This is a genomic window from Streptomyces sp. NPDC110618 (assembly GCF_055657065.1).
Map to the genome: position 1 here is coordinate 246,182 of NZ_JBVKBN010000008.1, position 18,182 is coordinate 264,363.

2 protein-coding genes (1 of these 2 cut by a window edge) are annotated in these 18,182 nt (G+C 75.6%); both read right to left on the reverse strand.

The annotated features are described in order from the left end of the window. Positions 1 to 11,853 carry the 5' portion of an amino acid adenylation domain-containing protein gene (locus ACZ7L7_RS17495; protein WP_472076367.1) on the reverse strand. It extends 3,654 nt beyond the left edge of the window, so the window shows 11,853 of its 15,507 coding nt (coding positions 1-11,853); the start codon lies at positions 11,851 to 11,853; its stop codon lies off the left edge, out of view. Then, positions 11,850 to 18,122 carry an amino acid adenylation domain-containing protein gene (locus ACZ7L7_RS17500; protein WP_472076369.1) on the reverse strand — a complete coding sequence of 2,091 codons (6,273 nt, stop codon included), beginning with the start codon at positions 18,120 to 18,122 and terminating at the stop codon, positions 11,850 to 11,852. Before ACZ7L7_RS17500 ends, ACZ7L7_RS17495 begins: the two co-directional genes overlap by 4 nt. Between the last annotated feature and the right edge of the window lie 60 nt (positions 18,123 to 18,182).

The following is an 18,182-nucleotide window of genomic DNA, read 5'->3' on the forward strand; positions in this document are numbered from 1 at the left end:
CCCGGCGTCCAGCAGTACCGGCCGGGGGCCGGTCAGCGGGCCCACGGTGCGGCCGAGCGCGGGGTCGGTACGGGGGTCGTGCGCCACGTCGACCGGCAGCCCGGCGCCGACGGGCAGGTCACGCCGGGCCCGCCACCGCTGGACGGCGGCGGCGAAGGCGCCGAGCAGGACCTGTTCCACACCGGTGGCGAAGGCGTCGGGAACGGTGGTGAGCAGGGCCGCCGACTCCTCGGCGGGCAGGGTCACCTCCAGGCGGCGCAGGGTGGCCGCGGTGTCCCGGCCCGGGTCGGGCGAGGCCGCCGCGGGCGGTACGGCCTCGGTGCCGAGGACCTCGGTCCAGCTCTCCAGTTCGTCGATCAGTCCGGGGGCGGCGGCCGCGGCGGCCGTCCGCTCGGCCCAGCCGCGGCAGGAGACCGGCACGGGGGCGAGTCGCGGCGTGCGGCCCGCCACGACCTCGTCCCAGGCCGTGCGCAGGTCCTCGGTCAGGACGCGCCAGGAGGCGGTGTCCGCGGCCAGGGCGTGCACGGCGAGCAGCAGGCGGTGCTCGCCGCCGGGGCCGCCGTCCAGCCACACGGCGCGCAGCACGATGCCGTCCTCCGGCGCCAGGGCGGCGCGTGCGGCCTCGGTCTGCCGGGCCAGTTCGTCGGTCCACCGCCGCGCGTCGGCGCCGGCGAGGTCGACCCGGGTGAGCAGCGCGCCGGCCGCCGTCGCCCCGCGCGGTCCGGTCTCCAGGCCCCAGACCAGGTTGCCGGCCCGGCGGGTGAGCTTGAGGCGCAGGGCGTCGTGGTGGTCGAACAGCGCCTGGAGCACGGCGAGCAGGGTGGCCTCGTCGGTTTCGGCGGGCAGGGCGACGACGGCGGTGGAGGCCGCCTCGGCGGGCCGCCGGAGGCGTTCGCGCAGCGCGTGGACGGCGGGGCCGAGCGGGACCTCGCCGACGCCGGAGTCGTCCCGGTCGGCCTTGCCGTCCCGGCCGTGCGGACCGTCCGCACCGTCCGGGCCGACGGCGGCCGCGGCCAGTTCGGCGACCGTGCGGTGGCGCAGCACGTCCGCAGCGGTGAACTCCAGTCCGGCCTCCAGGGCGCGGCTCACCAGCTGGATGGAGACGATGCTGTCGCCGCCGAGGTCGAAGAAGCTGTCGTCGATGCCGACCGATTCCACGCCCAGCAGGTCACCGATCAGTTCGCACAGCAGGGTCTCCTTCGCGTCGCGCGGCGCGCGGCCCGCGGGCCGGGTGCCGAGGTCGGGCTCCGGCAGCGCGGCGCGGTCGACCTTGCCGTTGGCGCTCAGCGGCAGCGTGTCGAGGAAGGTGTACACGGCGGGCGCCATGTACTCGGGCAGCCGTGCGGCGATGTGGGCGCGCAGGCCGTCCGGTGCGGGTCCGCCGTCCTCGGCGGCGACCACGTAGGCCGCCAACTGCTTGCGGCCGTCCGGTCCCTGGCGGACGGCGACCGCCGAGCGGGCCACGCCGGGATGCGCGTCGAGGGCCGCCTCGATCTCGCCCGGCTCGATGCGGAATCCGCGGATCTTCACCTGGTCGTCGGCGCGTCCGGCGAACCGCAACTGCCCGTCGGCCTCCCAGCGCACCCGGTCCCCGGTGCGGTACAGGCGCTCCCCCGGTCCCCCGAAGGGGTCGGCGACGAAGCGTTCGCCGGTGAGCGCCGGACGGTCGAGGTACCCGCGGGCCAGTTGGTCGCCGGCCAGGTACAGCTCGCCGGTGACGCCGGTCGGCACGGGCCGCAGGAAGTCGTCCAGGACGTAGGCGCGGGTGTTCCACAGCGGGGCGCCGATCGGCGGGTGCACCGCGCCGGACTGCGGCCGGCTCATGGTGGCGCACACGGTCGCCTCGCTCGGGCCGTACACGTTGAGCAGCCGGCGTCCCTGGGACCAGTGGGCGACCTGGTCGGGCGGGCAGGGCTCGCCGCCGACCGCGAGGGTGCGCAATGCGGGCAGCGGGGTGCGCGGCAGGGTGGCGAGGACGCCCGCGGTGATCTGCAGGTGGGTGACCTCGTACTCGGCCAGCAGGGCGGCGAGTTCGGCGCCGGCCGGGGCGCGGCTGCCCTCGGGCAGCACCAGGGCGGCGCCGCTGAGCAGGGTCATCGCCACGTCGGCCATGGAGACGTCGAAACTCGGCGAGACGGCCTGGAGCACCCGGCTGGTGTCGTCGACGGCGAAGTTCTCCGCGTGCGCCGCGGCCATGCCCCCGATGCCGCGGTGGGTGACCACGACGCCCTTGGGACGGCCGGTGGAGCCGGAGGTGTAGATGACGTACGCGGGGTGGCGCAGGTCGAGCGGGGCTCGCCGGTCGCCGTCGCCGGGGTCGGTGTCCGGCGCCGCCGCCAGGGCCGTTCGCGTCTGTTCCGCGTCGGCGCGCAGCACCGGCGTGCCGGGCGGCAGCGTCCAGCCGTCGTCCGGGTCGCCGGCCGTGATCACCAGGGCGGGACGGGCGTCCCGGACCATGTGGGCGATCCGGTCGGCCGGGTAGGCGGGGTCCACGGGGACGTACGCGGCTCCGGCCTTCAGTACGCCCAGGGTGACGGCGAGCCATTCGGGCGAGCGCGGTACGGCGACCATCACCCGCTGTTCGGGGCCCGCCCCGGCGGATATCAGGTGGTGCGCCCACCGGTTGGCGCGGGCGTTGAGTTCGGCGTAGGTCAGCCGCTGCGCGCCCGCGAGGACCGCGGTGCGGTCCGGGGTGGCCGCGGCCTGCCGCTCGAACAGGGCCGGCAGGGTGGCCGCCGGTGTCTCGCGGGCGGTGTCGTTCCACTCGCCGACCAGCCTGCGCAGTTCGTCGGCCGGCATCAGGTCGGTGCGGTCCGGCGCGCGGTCGGGGTCGTCGGCGACCGCGGCCAGCAGCGCGGTGAACCGCGCCATGATCGACTCCACCGTGGTCCGGTCGAACAGGTCGGTGCGGTAGCTGACCAGGCCGCGCAGCCCGGCCGGGGCGCCGTCCGCGAACTCCTCGGCGAGTTCGATGCCGAGGTCGGTCTTGGCCGAGGTCAGGGCGATGTCGGCGGGCTCGGCGACCAGTCCGGGCAGGGCGAGGGCGGGGGCTCGGTGGTTCTGGAAGGCCAGGAACACCTGGAAGAGCGGGGTGCGGGCGAGGGAACGCGCCTCGGCGCCAAGATCGTCGACGATCTGCTCGAAGGGCAGGTCCTGGTGGGCGTAGGCCGCGAGGTCCGCGCGGCGCACCCGGTCCAGCAGTTCGGCGAAGGTCGGGGAGCCCGAGGTGTCGGTGCGCAGGACCAGCGTGTTGACGAAGAAGCCCACGAGGTCTTCCAGCGCCTCCTCGGGGCGGCCGGCGACCGCCGTGCCGATGGGCACGTCGGTGCCCGCGCCGAGCCGGGTGAGCAGGGCCGCGAGCGCCGCCTGGGCGACCATGAACAGGCTCGCTTGGTGGGCGCGGGCCAGTTCGGCCAGCCGGGCGTGCACGGCGGCGTCGACCCGGAACTCCACGGTGGCGCCAGCCCCGGACATCTCCGCCGGGCGGGGCCGGTCGAAGGGCAGCGCCAGTTCGGCGGGGGCGCCGGCCAGGGTCTCGCGCCAGAAGGCGAGTTGGCGTGCGGCGAGGCTGCCGGGGTCGGTCACGTCGCCGAGCAGCTCGCGCTGCCACAGCGTGTAGTCGGCGTACTGGACCGGCAGCGGGGCGAAGCCGGGCGCGCGGCCCGAGCAGCGGGCGGAGTAGGCGCGCGAGAGGTCGCGGGCCAGCGGGGCGTTGGACCAGCCGTCGGAGGCGATGTGGTGGAGGGTGAGCAGCAGCACGTGCTCGGTGCCGGAGACGGTGAACAGGGTGGCGCGCAGCGGCGGTTCGCCCGCCAGGTCGAAGCCCCGCGCGGCTTCCTCGCGCAGCGCGCGGGGGAGCTCCTCGGGCGCGGTGCGCACCGTCCGGAGGGTCACCGGGGCGTCGGCCGCAGCCAGCACCTCCTGCCGGGGGACGCCCCCGGTGTCCGGGAAGACGGTCCGCAGGCTCTCGTGCCGGGCCACCACGTCGGCGATCGCGGCCCGCAGCGCGGACACGTCGAGGGCGCCGGTGAGCCGGATGCCGAGCGGGATGTTGTACGCGCCGGACGGGCCGGCCAGCCGGTCCAGGAACCACAGCCGGCGCTGCGCGGCGGACAGCGGCGTCGGCGTGGGGCGGCTGCGCGCGGTCAGTTCCGGGCGGCCGGTGGCGCCGGGCGTGATCCGGGCGGCGAGCAGGGCCGGGGTGGGGGCCTCGAACACGGCGCGGACGTCGACCTCGGCGCCGAAGGCGGCACGGACCCGGCTGAGCAGCCGGACGGCGCTGAGCGAGTTGCCGCCGAGTTCGAAGAAGTGGTCGTCCACGCCCGCTCCGGGACGCTCCAGCACCTGGGCGAAGAGCCCGCACAGGATCTCCTCCTGCGGGGTGCGCGGGGCGCGGGCGGCGGCGGCCGGGGCGAGGTCCGGTTCCGGCAGGGCCGCGCGGTCCAGCTTGCCGTTGGGGGTGAGCGGCAGTTCGTCCAGGACGACGACGGCCTCGGGGACCATGTACTCGGGCAGGCGGGCGGTCAGCCGCTCGTGCAGCTCCCGGCCCGTCGGGGCGTGCCCGGCGGCGGGCACCGCGTACGCGACGAGCCGGCCGCCGTCCGCGCCGTCGCGGACCAGGACGGCCTGCGCGGCGACGCCGGGCAGCGCGGCGACGGCCGCGGCGACCTCGCCGAGTTCCACGCGGTGGCCGCGGATCTTCACCTGGTCGTCGGCGCGGCCGACGAAGACGAGGTCGCCGCCGGGCAGCCGGCGGGCCACGTCGCCCGTGCGGTACATGCGTGCGCCGGCCGGACCGTAGGGGTCGGCGGTGAACCGCTCCGCGGTCAGGCCGGGGCGGCCCAGGTAGCCGCGGGCCAGGCACGGTCCGGCCAGGTACAGTTCGCCGGCCACGCCCTCCGGTGCCGGGCGCAGCGCCGCGTCCAGCACGTAGGCGCGGACGTTGCCCTGCGGGCGGCCGATCGGGACCGGGCCGGGATCCAGCGGTGCGCCGGGGTCGATGCGGTGCTCGGTGACGTTGACGGTCGCCTCGGTGGGACCGTAGACGTTCCAGACGGTGACGTCCGGGTGCCGTTCCCGCCAGTCGGCCAGGGCCTCGCCGAGCAGCGCCTCGCCGCCCAGCAGGAGTTCGCCCGCGGGCGAGTAGGCGTCGGGCAGCGCGTCCAGCAGCGGCAGGTGGCTGGGGGTGGCCTTCATGAAGGTGAGGGGCGTCGCGGCCAGCCGGGCCGAGGTCGCCGGGTCCTCCTCCAGCGCGGCGACGACGACTGTGCCGCCCGTGGTCAGGGGGGTGAACAGCGCGGTGACGCTGAGGTCGAAGGCGACCGGTGAGTGCAGCAGCGCGACGCCCGCGGCGGCCGGGTAGGCGCGCCGGGTCCAGCCCAGGTAGTCGACGACCGACCGGTGGGTGACCACCACGCCCTTGGGGCGGCCGGTGGAGCCCGAGGTGTAGATGACGTACGCGGCCCGGTCCGCGCCGGCCGGCGTGTCGGGGCGGGCATCGTCCGGTCCGGCGGTGGGGAGCGCGGCGAGACGTTCGGTGACGCCGGGGGCGTCGAGGACGAGGACGGGCACGTCGGTGTCCGGCAGTCCGGCGGCGGTGGCCCGGTCGGTCAGCAGCAGCCGGGGGCGGGCGTCGGCGAGCACGTGCGCGGTGCGCCCGGCCGGGTGGGCCGGGTCCAGGGGCACGTAGGCGGCGCCGGACTTCAGCACCGCGAGCAGGGTCACCACCAGGTCGGCGGAGCGCTCCATGGCGACGGCCACGCGTTCCTCGGGGCCCGCGCCGTCGGCGACGAGGAGGCGGGCGAGGCGGTCGGCGCGGGCGTCCAGTTCGGCGTAGGTCAGTTCGGCCGTGGTGCCGGCGAGGGCCACGGCGCCCGGCGTGCGTGCCGCCTGGGCCTCGATCAGCTCGTGGACCAGTGCCTCGGACCCGGGCACGGCGACGCCGGCGGCACCGGAGGTCAGCCGCAGCGTCTCCGCCTCGTCCGCCATCGGCAGCCGGCCGACCGGGGTGTCGGGCGCCTCGGCGAAGGCCCGCAGGACCGAGCGCAGGGCGCGGGTGGCGCCGCGCACCAGCTCCGCGTCCACGAGGTCACCGCGGTAGTACCAGTTGAGGACGGTGCGCCGCTCGTCGTGCATGACGACCATGCCGAGCGGATAGTGGTTGTCCCCCTTGGTGTCCACCTCGGACAGGGTCAGTCCGTGCACGGTCCGTCCGCCGGTCTCCTCCGCGGGGAAGTTCTCGAAGACGACGGCCGTGTCGAACAGGGTGCCGAGGCCGGTCAGCCGCTGGATGTCGGCCAGGCCCAGGTAGTGGTGGGCCAGGAGGTCGACCCGTCCGGCCTGGACGCGCGCGAGGGTGTCGGCGAGGGAGCGGGCGGGGTCGACGCGGACCCGGACCGGGACCGTGTTGCTGAACAGGCCGACCATGGACTCCACGCCCGGCAGCTCCGGCGGCCGGCCGGAGACCGTCTCGCCGAACAGTACGTCGTCGCGGCCCGTGAGGCGGGCGAGCACCAGTCCCCAGGCGCCCTGCACCACCGCGTTCATGGTCAGGCCGTGCGCGCGGGCGGCCGCGGTGAGCGCGGCGGTCAGCTCGGCCGGCAGTTCGTCGGCGATCCGGCCGGGGAGCGCGGCGGCGGACCCGGCCGCGTGCGGGGCGACGAGGGTCGGCTCCTCCACTCCGGCGAGCGCCGCGCTCCAGGCCGCCTCGGCGGCGGGGCGGTCCTGCCCGGCGAGCCAGGCCAGGTACTCCTTGTAGGGAGCGGTGTCCAGCAGGGCGGAGGCGTCACCGCGCTGTCCGTACAGGGCGAACAGCTCGCCGGCGAGCACCTGTGCCGACCAGCCGTCCAGCAGCAGATGGTGGGCGGCGAACAGCAGCCGGTGCCGGTCCTCGCCGAGCCGGACGAGGGTGAAGCGCAGCAGCGGCGGGCGCTGGGGGTCGAAGCGCCGGGAGCGCTCCGCGACCAGCAGCCGGTCCAGCTCGGCCCGCCGCGCGTCCTCGTCCAGGGCGCTCAGGTCGACGTCGTGCCAGGGCGGTTCGGCCTCGGCGGGGATCAGCTGGACGGGGGTGCCGTCGGTGGTGCGGTGGAAGCAGGCCCGGAGGCTGGCGTGCCGGGCGAGCAGACCGGCGACGGCGGCGCGCAGCGCCTCGGTGTCGAGCTCGCCGTGGACGTCCACCGCCAGCCGGGTGATGTAGACGTCCTCGGCCTGCTGGTCGTACTCCGTGTGGAAGAGCAGGCCCTCCTGGAGCGGGGAGAGCGGCAGGACGTCGGTGAGGCCGGGCACGACCCGGCTCAGGCGGTCGATCTCGGCCTGGGTGAGGTCCACCAGCGGCAGGTCGGAGGGGACGAGTCCGCCGCCGGCCCCGGGAAGTTCGGCGCAGGCGACGAGGGCGCGCAGGGCATCGAACCAGGCGGTGGCGAGCTGCCGTACCTCGTCCTCGGTGAGCAGCGCGCCGGGCCAGGTCCAGGTGGCCGCCAGCCGGGGCCCGTCGGGGTGGGTCTCGGTGACCGCGTTGGCGGTGAGGGTGTACGGCAGCGGCGTGGCGGGATCGGCCCCGCCGCCGAGTCCGGCGTCCCGGCCCTCGTCGTCGACGGCGCCGATGCGGCCGAGGTAGTTGAAGCCGATCTGCGGTTCGGCGAAGCGGGCCAGAGCGGCGGCGGTGCGCGGGTTGAGGTGGCGCAGCAGACCGAAGCCGATGCCGTTGTCCGGGATGGCCCGCAGCTGTTCCCTGACGGCCCGCAGTGCGGCGGCCGCCCGTGGGCCGCTCTCGGTGAGCTGCCCGGGGGAGGTCTCGCCGGGGTCGAGGCGGACCGGGTAGAGGCTGGTGAACCAGCCGACGGTGCGCGAGAGGTCGGCCCCGTCGAGGATGTCCTCGCGGCCGTGGCCCTCCAGCCCGATCAGCACGGAGGTCTCCTCGCCGCCGCCGCGGGCGCGGCGCCAGTCGGCGACGGCGATCGCCAGCGCGGTCAGCAGGACGTCGTTGATCCGCGCGTTGAAGGCGGCCGGCACCCGGCCGAGGAGCGGTTCGGTGAACTCGGCGGGCAGCCGCAGGGTCAGGTGTCCGGCGGTGGCGAGGGTGTCGGCGGCCGGGTCGAGGGGGCGCTCGGTGAGCAGCGGGTCGGGGCCGGACAGGATCGAGCGCCACAGCGGGAGTTCGCGTACGCGGTCGGGCTCGCCGGCGGCCGCGGTCAGGTGGCGGGCCCAGCGGCGGAAGGAGGTGCCCACCGGTTCGGGGGTGAACGCGGCACCGCGGGTGGCGGCCTCCAGGGCGGCGGAGAGGTCGGGCAGCAGGATGCGCCAGGAGACACCGTCCACGGCCAGGTGGTGGACGACGAGCAGCAGCCGGCCGGGGGCGTCGGCGCCCGCGTCGCACCAGACGGCCTGCACCATCCGGCCGTCCTCGGGGGCGAGCCGGTCCTGGGCGGCGGCCAGTTCCCGCTCGGCGAGCGCGTCGAGGGCGGCGGCGTCGAGTCCGGCGGTGTCGACGCGGTGCAGCGACGCGGCGGCGTCGACGGTGCCGGGCGGGGTGATCTCCAGGACCCACTCGTCGATGTCCTCGATCCGGGTGAGCTTCAGGCGCAGGGCGTCGTGGTGGTCGAGGAGGGTCTGCAGGGCGGCGCCGACCCGGGCGGTGTCGAGGCCGGCCGGTGTCGGCAGCGGCATGGACTGGGTGAACCGGGCCTGCGGGCCGCTGTGTTCGCGGAACCAGTGGATGATCGGGGTGAGCGGGACGCCGCCGACGCCGTCGGAGGGCGCGGCCCGGCGGGCGGGTGCCGCCGCGGCGTCCTGGGCCACCGCGGCCAGCGCCTCGACGGTCCGGTGGGTGAAGACGTCCCGCGGGCTGAAGCGCAGCCCCGCCTTGCGGGCACGGCTGATCAGCTGGATGGAGCCGATGCTGTCGCCGCCCAGTTCGAAGAAGCTCCGGTCGGCGGCGACCCGGTCCACGCCGAGCACCTCGGCGAACAGCCGGGCCAGCAGCTCCTCGCGCTCACCGGCCGGGGCGCGGCCGGTGTCCGCGGACTGCTCGGGGGCCGGCAGGGCCTTGCGGTCCAGCTTGCCGTTGGCGGTCAGCGGCAGGGTGTCGAGGGTGACGACGAGCGAGGGGACCATGTACTCCGGCAGCCGTGCGGCCAGGCCGGCGAGCAGGGCCTCGGTGTCGACGCCGCCGGGCCCGGCGGGGACGACGTAGGCCACGAGCCGGCGGACGCCCTCCGGTGTGGCGTGGACGGCCACCGCCGCCCGGTCCACGTCCGCGTGGCGGGCCAGGGCGCTCTCGATCTCGCCGAGTTCGATCCGGAAGCCGCGGATCTTGACCTGGTCGTCGGCCCGGCCGACGAACTCCAGTTGTCCGTCGGCGCGCATCCGCACGATGTCGCCGGTGCGGTACATCCGCTCACCGGGAGCGCCGAAGGGGTTGGCGACGAAGCGGGAGGCGCTCAGGCCGGGCCGGCGCAGATAGCCGCGGGCCAGCCCGTCGCCGGAGACGTACAGCTCGCCCTCGGTGCCCGGGGGCACCAGGCGCAGCGCCGCGTCCAGGACGTGTACGCGGGTGCCGAGGACCGGGGCGCCGATCGGCGGGACGGTCCCGGTGTCCTCCAGCGGGTCGCTCATGGTCACGGCGACGGTGGACTCCGTGGGGCCGTAGGCGTTGACCATGCGGCGGCCGGGGGCCCAGCGCGCGACGAGTTCGGGCGGGCAGGCGTCGCCGCCGACGATCAGGCAGGAGAAGCCGGGCAGGCCGGCCGCGGGCACGCTCGCCAGGGCGGCCGGGGGGATCAGCGCGTGGGTGACGCGCCGGGCGGCGATCAGCTCGGCGAGCGGTTCCCCGGCCAGCGGGCCGGGTTCGGGCACCACGAGGGTGGCGCCGGAGGTCAGGGCCATGCACAGTTCGAGCACCGAGGCGTCGAAGCTCGGCGATGAGAACTGCAGCACCCGGCTCGCGGCGTCGACGGCGAAGCGTTCGCGCTCGGTCGCGGCGAAGGCGGCCAGACCGCTGTGGGCGACCACGACGCCCTTGGGCACGCCGGTCGAGCCCGAGGTGTAGATCAGGTAGGCGGGCGAGGCCGCGGAGACCGGTCCGGCGGGTACGGCGCCGCCGCCGTCGGCCGGCCGGTCGAGGTCCACGAGGAGGACGGGGGCGCCGGTCCCGCCCGGGACGGCGGCGCGGTACGTCTCGGTGGTGAGCACGGCCGCGGGGCGCGCGTCGTCGAACATGAACGCGATGCGCTCGGCCGGATAGTCCGGGTCGACCGGCAGGTAGGCGGCGCCCGCCTTCAGCACCGCGAGCGAGGCCACCACGGACTCCGCGCTGCGGCCGAGGACGAGGGCCACGACCTGCTCCGGGCCGACGCCCTCGGCGGCCAGGCGTGCGGCGAGGGCGTCGGCGCGCGCGTCCAGTTCCGCGTAGGTGAGGGACAGGTCCGCCGACTCCACGGCGGTGTTGCCGGGGGTGCGGGCCGCCTGGGCGGCGAACAGCTCGCAGAAGGTGGCCTGTTCGACGGAGCGGGCGCTGGCCGTCAGGCGTCGGCGCTCGTCGTCGGCGAGCAGGTCGAGGCCCGCGACGGTGGCCGCCGGGTCCTCGCTCACGGTCTCCAGGATGCGCACCAGGCGGCCGCCGATGATCTCCACCTGCTCGCGGTCGAACAGGTCCGGGCGGTAGTTGAGCACCAGCCTGAGCCGGCCCTCGTACACGTGGGAGACCAGGCAGAGCGGATAGTGGTTGGCGTCGAGGACGTCGAACCCGTCGATGGACAGGCCGCCCGCGAGGTCGCGCAGCGTCTGGAGGTCGAACGGGAAGTTCTCGAAGGCGACGTAGGTGTCGAAGAGTTCGGGGTGGCCGGAGAGCCGGTGGATGTCGCGCATGCCGGTGAACTGGTGCTCCGTCATCCGCAGGTGCTCGGCCTGGAGCCGGGCCAGGACGGTGTGCAGCGAGTCGCCGCCGGCCGCCCGCACGCGCACCGGCAGGGTGTTGATGAGCATGCCGACCATGCGCTCGACGCCGGGGACCTCCGGCGGCCGGCCCGAGACGACGGTGCCGAAGACCACGTCGTCACGGCCGGTGAGCACGGACAGCAGCAGCGCCCAGGAGCCGTGCACGGCGGTGGAGAAGGTCAGGTCGTGGGCGCGCAGCCGGGCCGAGAGCGCCTCGGTCGCCGCCTCGGACAGCTCCAGCGCGAACTGTTCCGGGTGGATCACCTCGCGGGTGGGGTCGGCGGGCACCAGGCGGGTGGGCGCGTCGATCCCGGCGAGCGCCTGCCGCCAGGCCTCCTCGGAGGCATGGTGGTCCTGGCGGGAGAGGTGGGCGAGGTGGTCGCGGAACGGCGTCACCGGCGGCAGCCCGGAGGCGTCGCCCCCGGCGGAGTACGCCTGGAGGAGTTCGCCGAGCAGTACGGAGGTGGACCAGCCGTCGAGCAGGATGTGGTGGAAGGTGATGAGCAGCCGGTACGCGTCGTCGGCCAGCCGCACCAGCCGGTAGCGCATCAGCGGGGGTCGGGCCAGGTCGAAGACGTGCGCCTTCTCCTCGGCCTGCAGCTCACCCAGCCGTGTCTCGGTCTCCCGCTCCCCGAGCGTCCTCAAGTCGGTCTCGGACCAGGGCAGTTCCACGTGCCGGGCGACGACCTGCACCGGGGGGCTCTGCTTGGGGTGCAGGAAGCCGACCCGGAGGTTGGCGTGGCGGTCCAGCAGCGCCTGTGCCGCCGCCTTGAGGGCGGCGCGGTCCAGGTCGCCCCCGAGGTCGAGGACCACCTGCACCGTGTAGACGTCCTCACCGGCCTCGTCGTACAGGGCGTGGAAGAGAAGTCCCTCCTGGAGCGGGGACAGCGGAAGGATGTCCTCGGGACCCGTCTTCGTCATTGCAGCGTCCTCCACTCGGCTTCGAGGCCGTCGATCTCGTCTTGGGAAAGCTCCACCAGCGCCAGGTCCGACGGAGTGTGGCCACCGGCGTCGGGGCGCTCGGCGTGATGCAGCAGCGCGCGCACGGCGCGCAACCAGGCGTCCGCGAGTTCGCGGACCTCGGCTTCGGAAAGGAGCCGTCCCGGATAGGTCCAGCGGGTGGTCAGGGACGGTCCCGCGGGTCCGTCCTGGACCAGTGCGTCGATCTCCAGCACATGGGACAGCGGCAGGTCCGCCCCGTCGGCCAGCACCAGGTCGATCTCGGGCGCGGTCTCCCAGTCGCCACCGGAGGCGGTGGTGCGGCCCAGGTAGTTGAAGAGGACCGGGGAGGCGGCGAGGGCGGCAAGCCGGGGCCCGGCGGCCGGGTCGAGGTAGCGCAGCAGCCCGTACCCGATGCCGTCGTCGGGCACGGCACGGAACTGTTCCTTGACCGCGCGCAGCGCCCGCCCGGCCGCGGGTCCGCCCTCCCACAGGTCCTCCCAGTCGGTGACCTCGGGGTCGAGGCGGGCCGGGCGCAGCGTGGTGAACCAGCCGACGGTGCGGGACAGGTCGACGCCGTCGGCGAGCTCCTGCCGGCCGTGACCCTCCACGTCGATCAGGACGCCGCCGTCCGGGTCGCGGCGCCGCCTGCGGTGCCAGTGGTCGAGCGCCACGGCGAGCGCGGTGATCAGCACCTCGTGCACGCCCGCCTTCAGGGCGGTGGTGGCCGGTCCCAGGAGGGCGGCGGTCTCGTCGGCGGGCAGGGCCCGGGTGAGGTGCCGGGCGGCGAAGGCGGTGTCGCGGGCCGGGTCGAGGGGCCGGGCGGTCAGGGCCGGCGCGGGCGGTGTCAGCATGCGCGCCCACAGCGGTTCCTCGCCGGCCCGTTCGGCCACCTGCTCGCCGAGCAGCCGCGCCCAGCTGCGCAACGGTGTGCCCACCGGTGCGAGTTCGGGGGTCTTCCCGGCGGCGGCGGCCTCCCACGCGGCGTGCAGGTCGGGCAGCAGGATGCCCCAGGAGACGCCGTCCACGGCCAGGTGGTGCGCGGCGAACAGCAGGCGGCCGGGGGTGTCCGGCCCGGCGTCGCACCAGACCAGTTGGACCAGGGTGCCGGTGGCCGGATCGAGCCGGGACCAGGCCGCGCGGGCCTCCCGGTCGAGCGTGGCGCGCAGGGTGTCGACGTCCTGTCCGGCGACGTCCGTCCGGCGCACCAGGGGGGCCGCGGCGACGGCGCCGGGGGCGAGGATCTCGTAGGCCGGGCGGCCGTCGGCGCCGGGGCGGCGGGTCAGGCGCAGCGCGTCGTGCCGGTCGAGCAGCGCCTGGAGCGCGGCCGTCAGCGGCTGTTCGCCGAGTCCCGGCGGGACCTGGACGAGCATCGTCTGGTGGAAGGCGTCGAGGGGACCGCCGCGCTCCTCCAGCCAGCGCATGATCGGCGTCGCGGGCAGCGGGCCGGTGCGCGGCGTGTCGTCGGCCCGCGTCTGCGGGGCCGTCTCGTCCAGCCGGGCGGCGAGGGCGGCCACCGTCTTGAGCTCGAAGACGTCCTTGGGGGTGAGCGGGAGTCCGTTGCGGCGGGCGCGGGCCACCAGCTGGATGGAGACGATGCTGTCGCCGCCCAGTTCGAAGAAGCCCGCCTCCAGGCCGACGCCGTCCCGTCCGAGCACCTCGGCGAAGAGGTCGGCGAGGACCTTCTCCGTCGGTGTGCGCGGTGCCGGTTCGCCGGTGTCGGCCGCGGCGCGTTCCGGCGCCGGCAGGGCCTTGCGGTCCAGCTTGCCGTTGGGGGTGAGCGGCAGTTCGCCGAGGACGACGACCTCGGCCGGCGTCATGTGGGCGGGCAGCACCGCGGCGGCGTGCGCGAGCACGTCCTCGGGTACCGCGCGCTCCCCCGCCGCGGCCACCACGTAGCCGACGAGCCGGCGGTGTCCGGGGACGTCCTCGCGCACCGCGGCGGCCGCGTGCGCCACCCGCGGATGGCGGGACAGAACGGCCTCGATCTCGCCGAGTTCGATGCGGAAGCCGTTCAGCTTGACCTGGTCGTCGAGGCGACCCAGGTACTCCAGTTCGCCGTCGGCGCGCCAGCGGCCCAGGTCGCCCGTACGGTACAGACGCGCGCCGGGCGGGCCGTACGGGTCGGCGACGAACCGCTCGGCGGTGAGTCCCGGCCTGCCCAGGTAGCCCCGGGCGAGCTGGCCGCCGCCGATGTAGATCTCGCCGGGCACCTGGGGCGGCACCGGGTTGAGGGACCGGTCCAGGACCCGGATGGCGGAGTTCGCCATGGGGCGGCCGATCGGCACCGGGCCGGCGGGTGTCTCCTCGTCCGGCTCCAGCCGGTACGCCACACAGCCGACGGTGGCCTCGGTGGGCCCGTACTCGTTGACGACCGCGATGCCCGGGCGGTGCCGGCGCAGTTCGGCCACGGCCTCGCCGAGCAGCATCTCACCGCCCACGACCAGTTCCCGGTGGGGCGACAGTTCCTCGGGGAGCACGCCGAGCAGCGCCAGGTGGGCGGGGGTCGCCTTGAGGAAGGCGGGCCGCGGGGCGCCGGTGGCGGGCCCTTCGAGCGCGGTGACACGCACCGTGCCGCCGCTGATCAGCGGGGCGTACAGCGAGGTGACGGTCAGGTCGAAGGAGACCGGGGAGTGCAGCAGGGTGCCGTCGGCGACGGACGGGTAGTGCGCGCGGGCGTGCTGGAGGTAGACGGCGACCGAGCGGTGCTCCACCACGACGCCCTTGGGCCGGCCGGTGGAGCCGGAGGTGTAGATGACGTAGGCCGGGTGTGCCTCGGTCAGCGGCCGGGTCCGGTCGGCGTCGGTCGGGTCGGACCCGGGGCCGGGGTGCTCCGCCGTCGGGTCGAGCACCGGGGTCCCGGCCGGTACGGCGGCCCGGGTGTGCGCGTCGGCGAGGACCAGGGCGGGCGCGGAGTCCTCCAGCATGTAGGCGATCCGTTCGGCGGGGTACTCCGGGTCCACGGGGACGTAGGCGGCGCCGGACTTGGCGACCGCGAGGAGGGCCGTCACCAGGTCGGCCGATCGGGGCAGCAGCACCGCGACCCGCTGCTCGGGCCCGGCTCCCCGGGCGATCAGGGCGTGCGCCAGCCGGTTGGCGCGGGTGTTGAGTTCCGCGTACGTCAGCACCCGGCTGCCCTCGCGCAGCGCCTCGGCGCGCGGGGTCCGGGCAGCCTGCCGCTCGAACAGCGCGGGCAGCGGCGCCTCGGGGTGAAGGGCGGGGCCGGCGCCGAACCGGTCCAGCACCAGGGCGCGTTCGTCCGCGGAGAGGAGGTCGACGGTGTCGATGCCGCGCCCCGGATCGGCCGCGAACGCCTCCAGTACGCGCAGCAGCCGCGCGCTCATCGCCTCGACGGTGGCCCGGTCGAAGAGATCGGTGCTGTACTCCAGCCGGCCCGAGATGCCGGCCGGGGCCTCGTGGCCGGCCGAGCGCTCGTCCAGGCCGAAGAGCAGGTCGATCTTGGTGACGCCGGGGTCGACCTGCTGGGGCGTGGTGTGCAGGCCGGGCAGCTCCAGGGTGGACTCGGCCGGGGTCTGCACATCCATCATGACCTGGAACAGCGGGTTGCGGGCGAGCGTGCGCTCGGGGTTGAGCGCCTCCACCACCCGCTCGAAGGGCAGGTCCTGGTGGGCCTGCGCGGACAGCGCCATCTCCCGTGTGCGGTCCAGGAGTTCGGCGACGGTGGGGCTGCCGGAGAGGTCGTTGCGGAACACGACGGTGTTGACGAAGCAGCCGATCAGGTCGTCCAGCCGGGCGTCGCCGCGACCGGCGACGGCACTGCCCAGCGGGATGTCCTCGCCCGCGCCGAGCTTGCTCAGCAGCACGGCGACCGCGCTCTGCAGCACCATGAACAGGCTGGCTCGGTGGGAGCGGCCCAGTTCGATCAGGCGCCGGTGCAGATCGGGGCCGATCTCGAAGCGGACGATGTCGCCGCGCCCGCTGGGTTGGCCGGGCCGGGGCCGGTCCAGCGGCAGGTCCAGTTCCTCGGGCAGTCCGGCCAGCGCCTGCTTCCAGTAGGCGAGTTGACGGCCCAGCGGGCTGTCCGGGTCGTCCTCGGAGCCGAGGGCCGTCTGCTGGGCCAGGGTGTGGTCGGCGTACTGCAGCGGCAGCGGGGCGAAGGCGGGCGGGCGGCCCTGCGCGCGGGTGGTGTAGGCGAGGCCGAGGTCGCGGGCGAGGGGTGCCAGGGAGAGTCCGTCCGCCACGATGTGGTGCAGGACGACGAGCAGGACGTGGTCCTCCTCCCCCAGCACCAGCAGCCGGGGGCGCACGGCGAGCTGGGTGGTGAGGTCGAATCCCTCGGCGACCACCTCGGCGACGGTGGCGTCGAGCGTCGCCTCGTCGGCGGCCCGCTCCACGAGCGCGGCACGGGCGGCGGCCTCGTCGGCCGTCAGGATGTGCTGGCGGGGGCGCCCGTCGCTCTCCGGGAAGACGGTGCGCAGGCTTTCGTGCCGGGCGAGGACGTCGTCCAGTGCCGCCGCCAGGGCGGCCCGGTCGAGCCGGCCGGTGAGCCGGAGCGCGAGGCCCATGTTGTAGGCGCCGCTCGGTCCGTGGACCCGGTTGACCAGCCAGAGCCCCTGCTGGGTGAGGGAGAGCGGGAGTTCGGCGGGACGGTGGGCGGGCGTGACCGGGCGGCGGCTGTCCTCGGACCGGTCCAGCCGGGCGGCGAGCGCGGCGGCCGTCGGCGCCTCGAAGACGGTGCGGACGGGCAGTTCGGCGCCGAACTCGTCACGGATACGGCTGAGCAGGCGGATCGCGGTCAGCGAGTGGCCGCCCAGTTCGAAGAAGTTGTCGTCGGCGCCGACCCGGTCGGCCTTCAGGACCTCGGCGACCAGCGCGCACAGGACCCGCTCCCGCTCGGTCCGCGGGGCGCGGTGGGGGGCGCGCTCGGATACGGGCCCGGGTTCGGCCGACCGCGCGGGCGGTGACCAACCGGCCGGCGCGGCGAGCGGGACGGCCGCCAGCGCGGTGTCCGGGTCCGCGTCGGCCAGGGCGGCGAGGAACGCGGTCAGCGCCTCGCGGTGACCGGCGAGCGAATCCTCGGTGTAGAGGTCGGAGTTGGCGTGCAGGTCGAGCAGGAAGCCCGCGCCGGGGCACCGGTTGTCGACCACGACGGACAGGTCCTCCTCCGGCCCGACCGAGAAGCCCCGTACCGTCGCCTCGCGGCCGGCGAAGACCAGCGGCTCCCCGTACATGAGGAGGTTGACCTCGGGGCCCCACAGCCGCTTGCGGTCGCCGACCAGGCCGAGGTCGCGGTGGATGTCCTCGTAGCGGTAACGCTGGTGGCGCAGCGCCTGGTGGATGCCGTCGCTGACGGAGCGCACCAGCTCGGCGACGGTGAGCCCGGGGGTGAGGGGGACCCGCAGCGGCAGGGCGTTGGAGACCATGCCGGGGGTGCGGCGGGCGGCCGGGACGGGCCGGGCCGCGGCGGCCAGTCCGAGCACCACGTCGTCGGAGCCGGTGAGGCGGCCCAGGTAGGCGGCGAGGCCGGCGACCACCACGGCCGGCCAGCTCGCCCGGGTCTCCCGGGCCAGGGCGTGCAGCGCCTCGGCGCGCTCGGCGGTCACGGTGCCGGTGTGGCGGACGTGGTCGGTGGGGACGCGGACGGGCCGGCCGGCCAGGGCGGCCGGTGCGGTGACCGAGGCCAGGCGTTCGTTCCAGTAGGCGGCGTCCTCGGTGAACTGCGGGGAGGCCCGGTAGGCGGTGTCCAGGTCGACGAGCTCGCGCAGGGTGCCGAACCGGGAGGGCGCCGGTTCCCGCCCGGCCCGGAGCGCGGAGTACACGGCGGCGACCCGGGAGGCGATCAGCGACCAGCTGTATCCGTCCACGAGGGTGTGGTGGACCCGGCTGAACCAGGTGTGGCGGTCGTCGGCCAGCTTGATCAGGCCGAAGGTGAACAGCGGCCCGTCCGCCAGGTCCACCGGGGCCTTCACCCGCGCGAGCATCCACTCCTCGGCGGCCGCGGCCGGGTCGGCGGCGCCGCTGACGTCGGGGGTGTGCAGCCGCCAGTCGGGGTCGTCGGCCACCGACTGCACGGGGCCGTCGGGGCCGGCGTGCAGCCGCACGCGCAGCGCCTCGGACTCGGCCACGGTTCGGCGCAGCGCCTTTTCGAAGAGTTCCGCATCGACGCCGCCCGGTATCTCCACGCACTCGGCGATGCAGTACATCGGGTTTTCCGGATTCACCTGCTGCGCCAGCCACATTCCGTACTGAGCGGCCGTCAGCGGCAGTTGAAGTCCATTCCGATCGGCCATGGCCATTCACTCCGATGGGGTAGATACGTCGAGACCCGGGGAAAAACGCGCGCCGGCAAG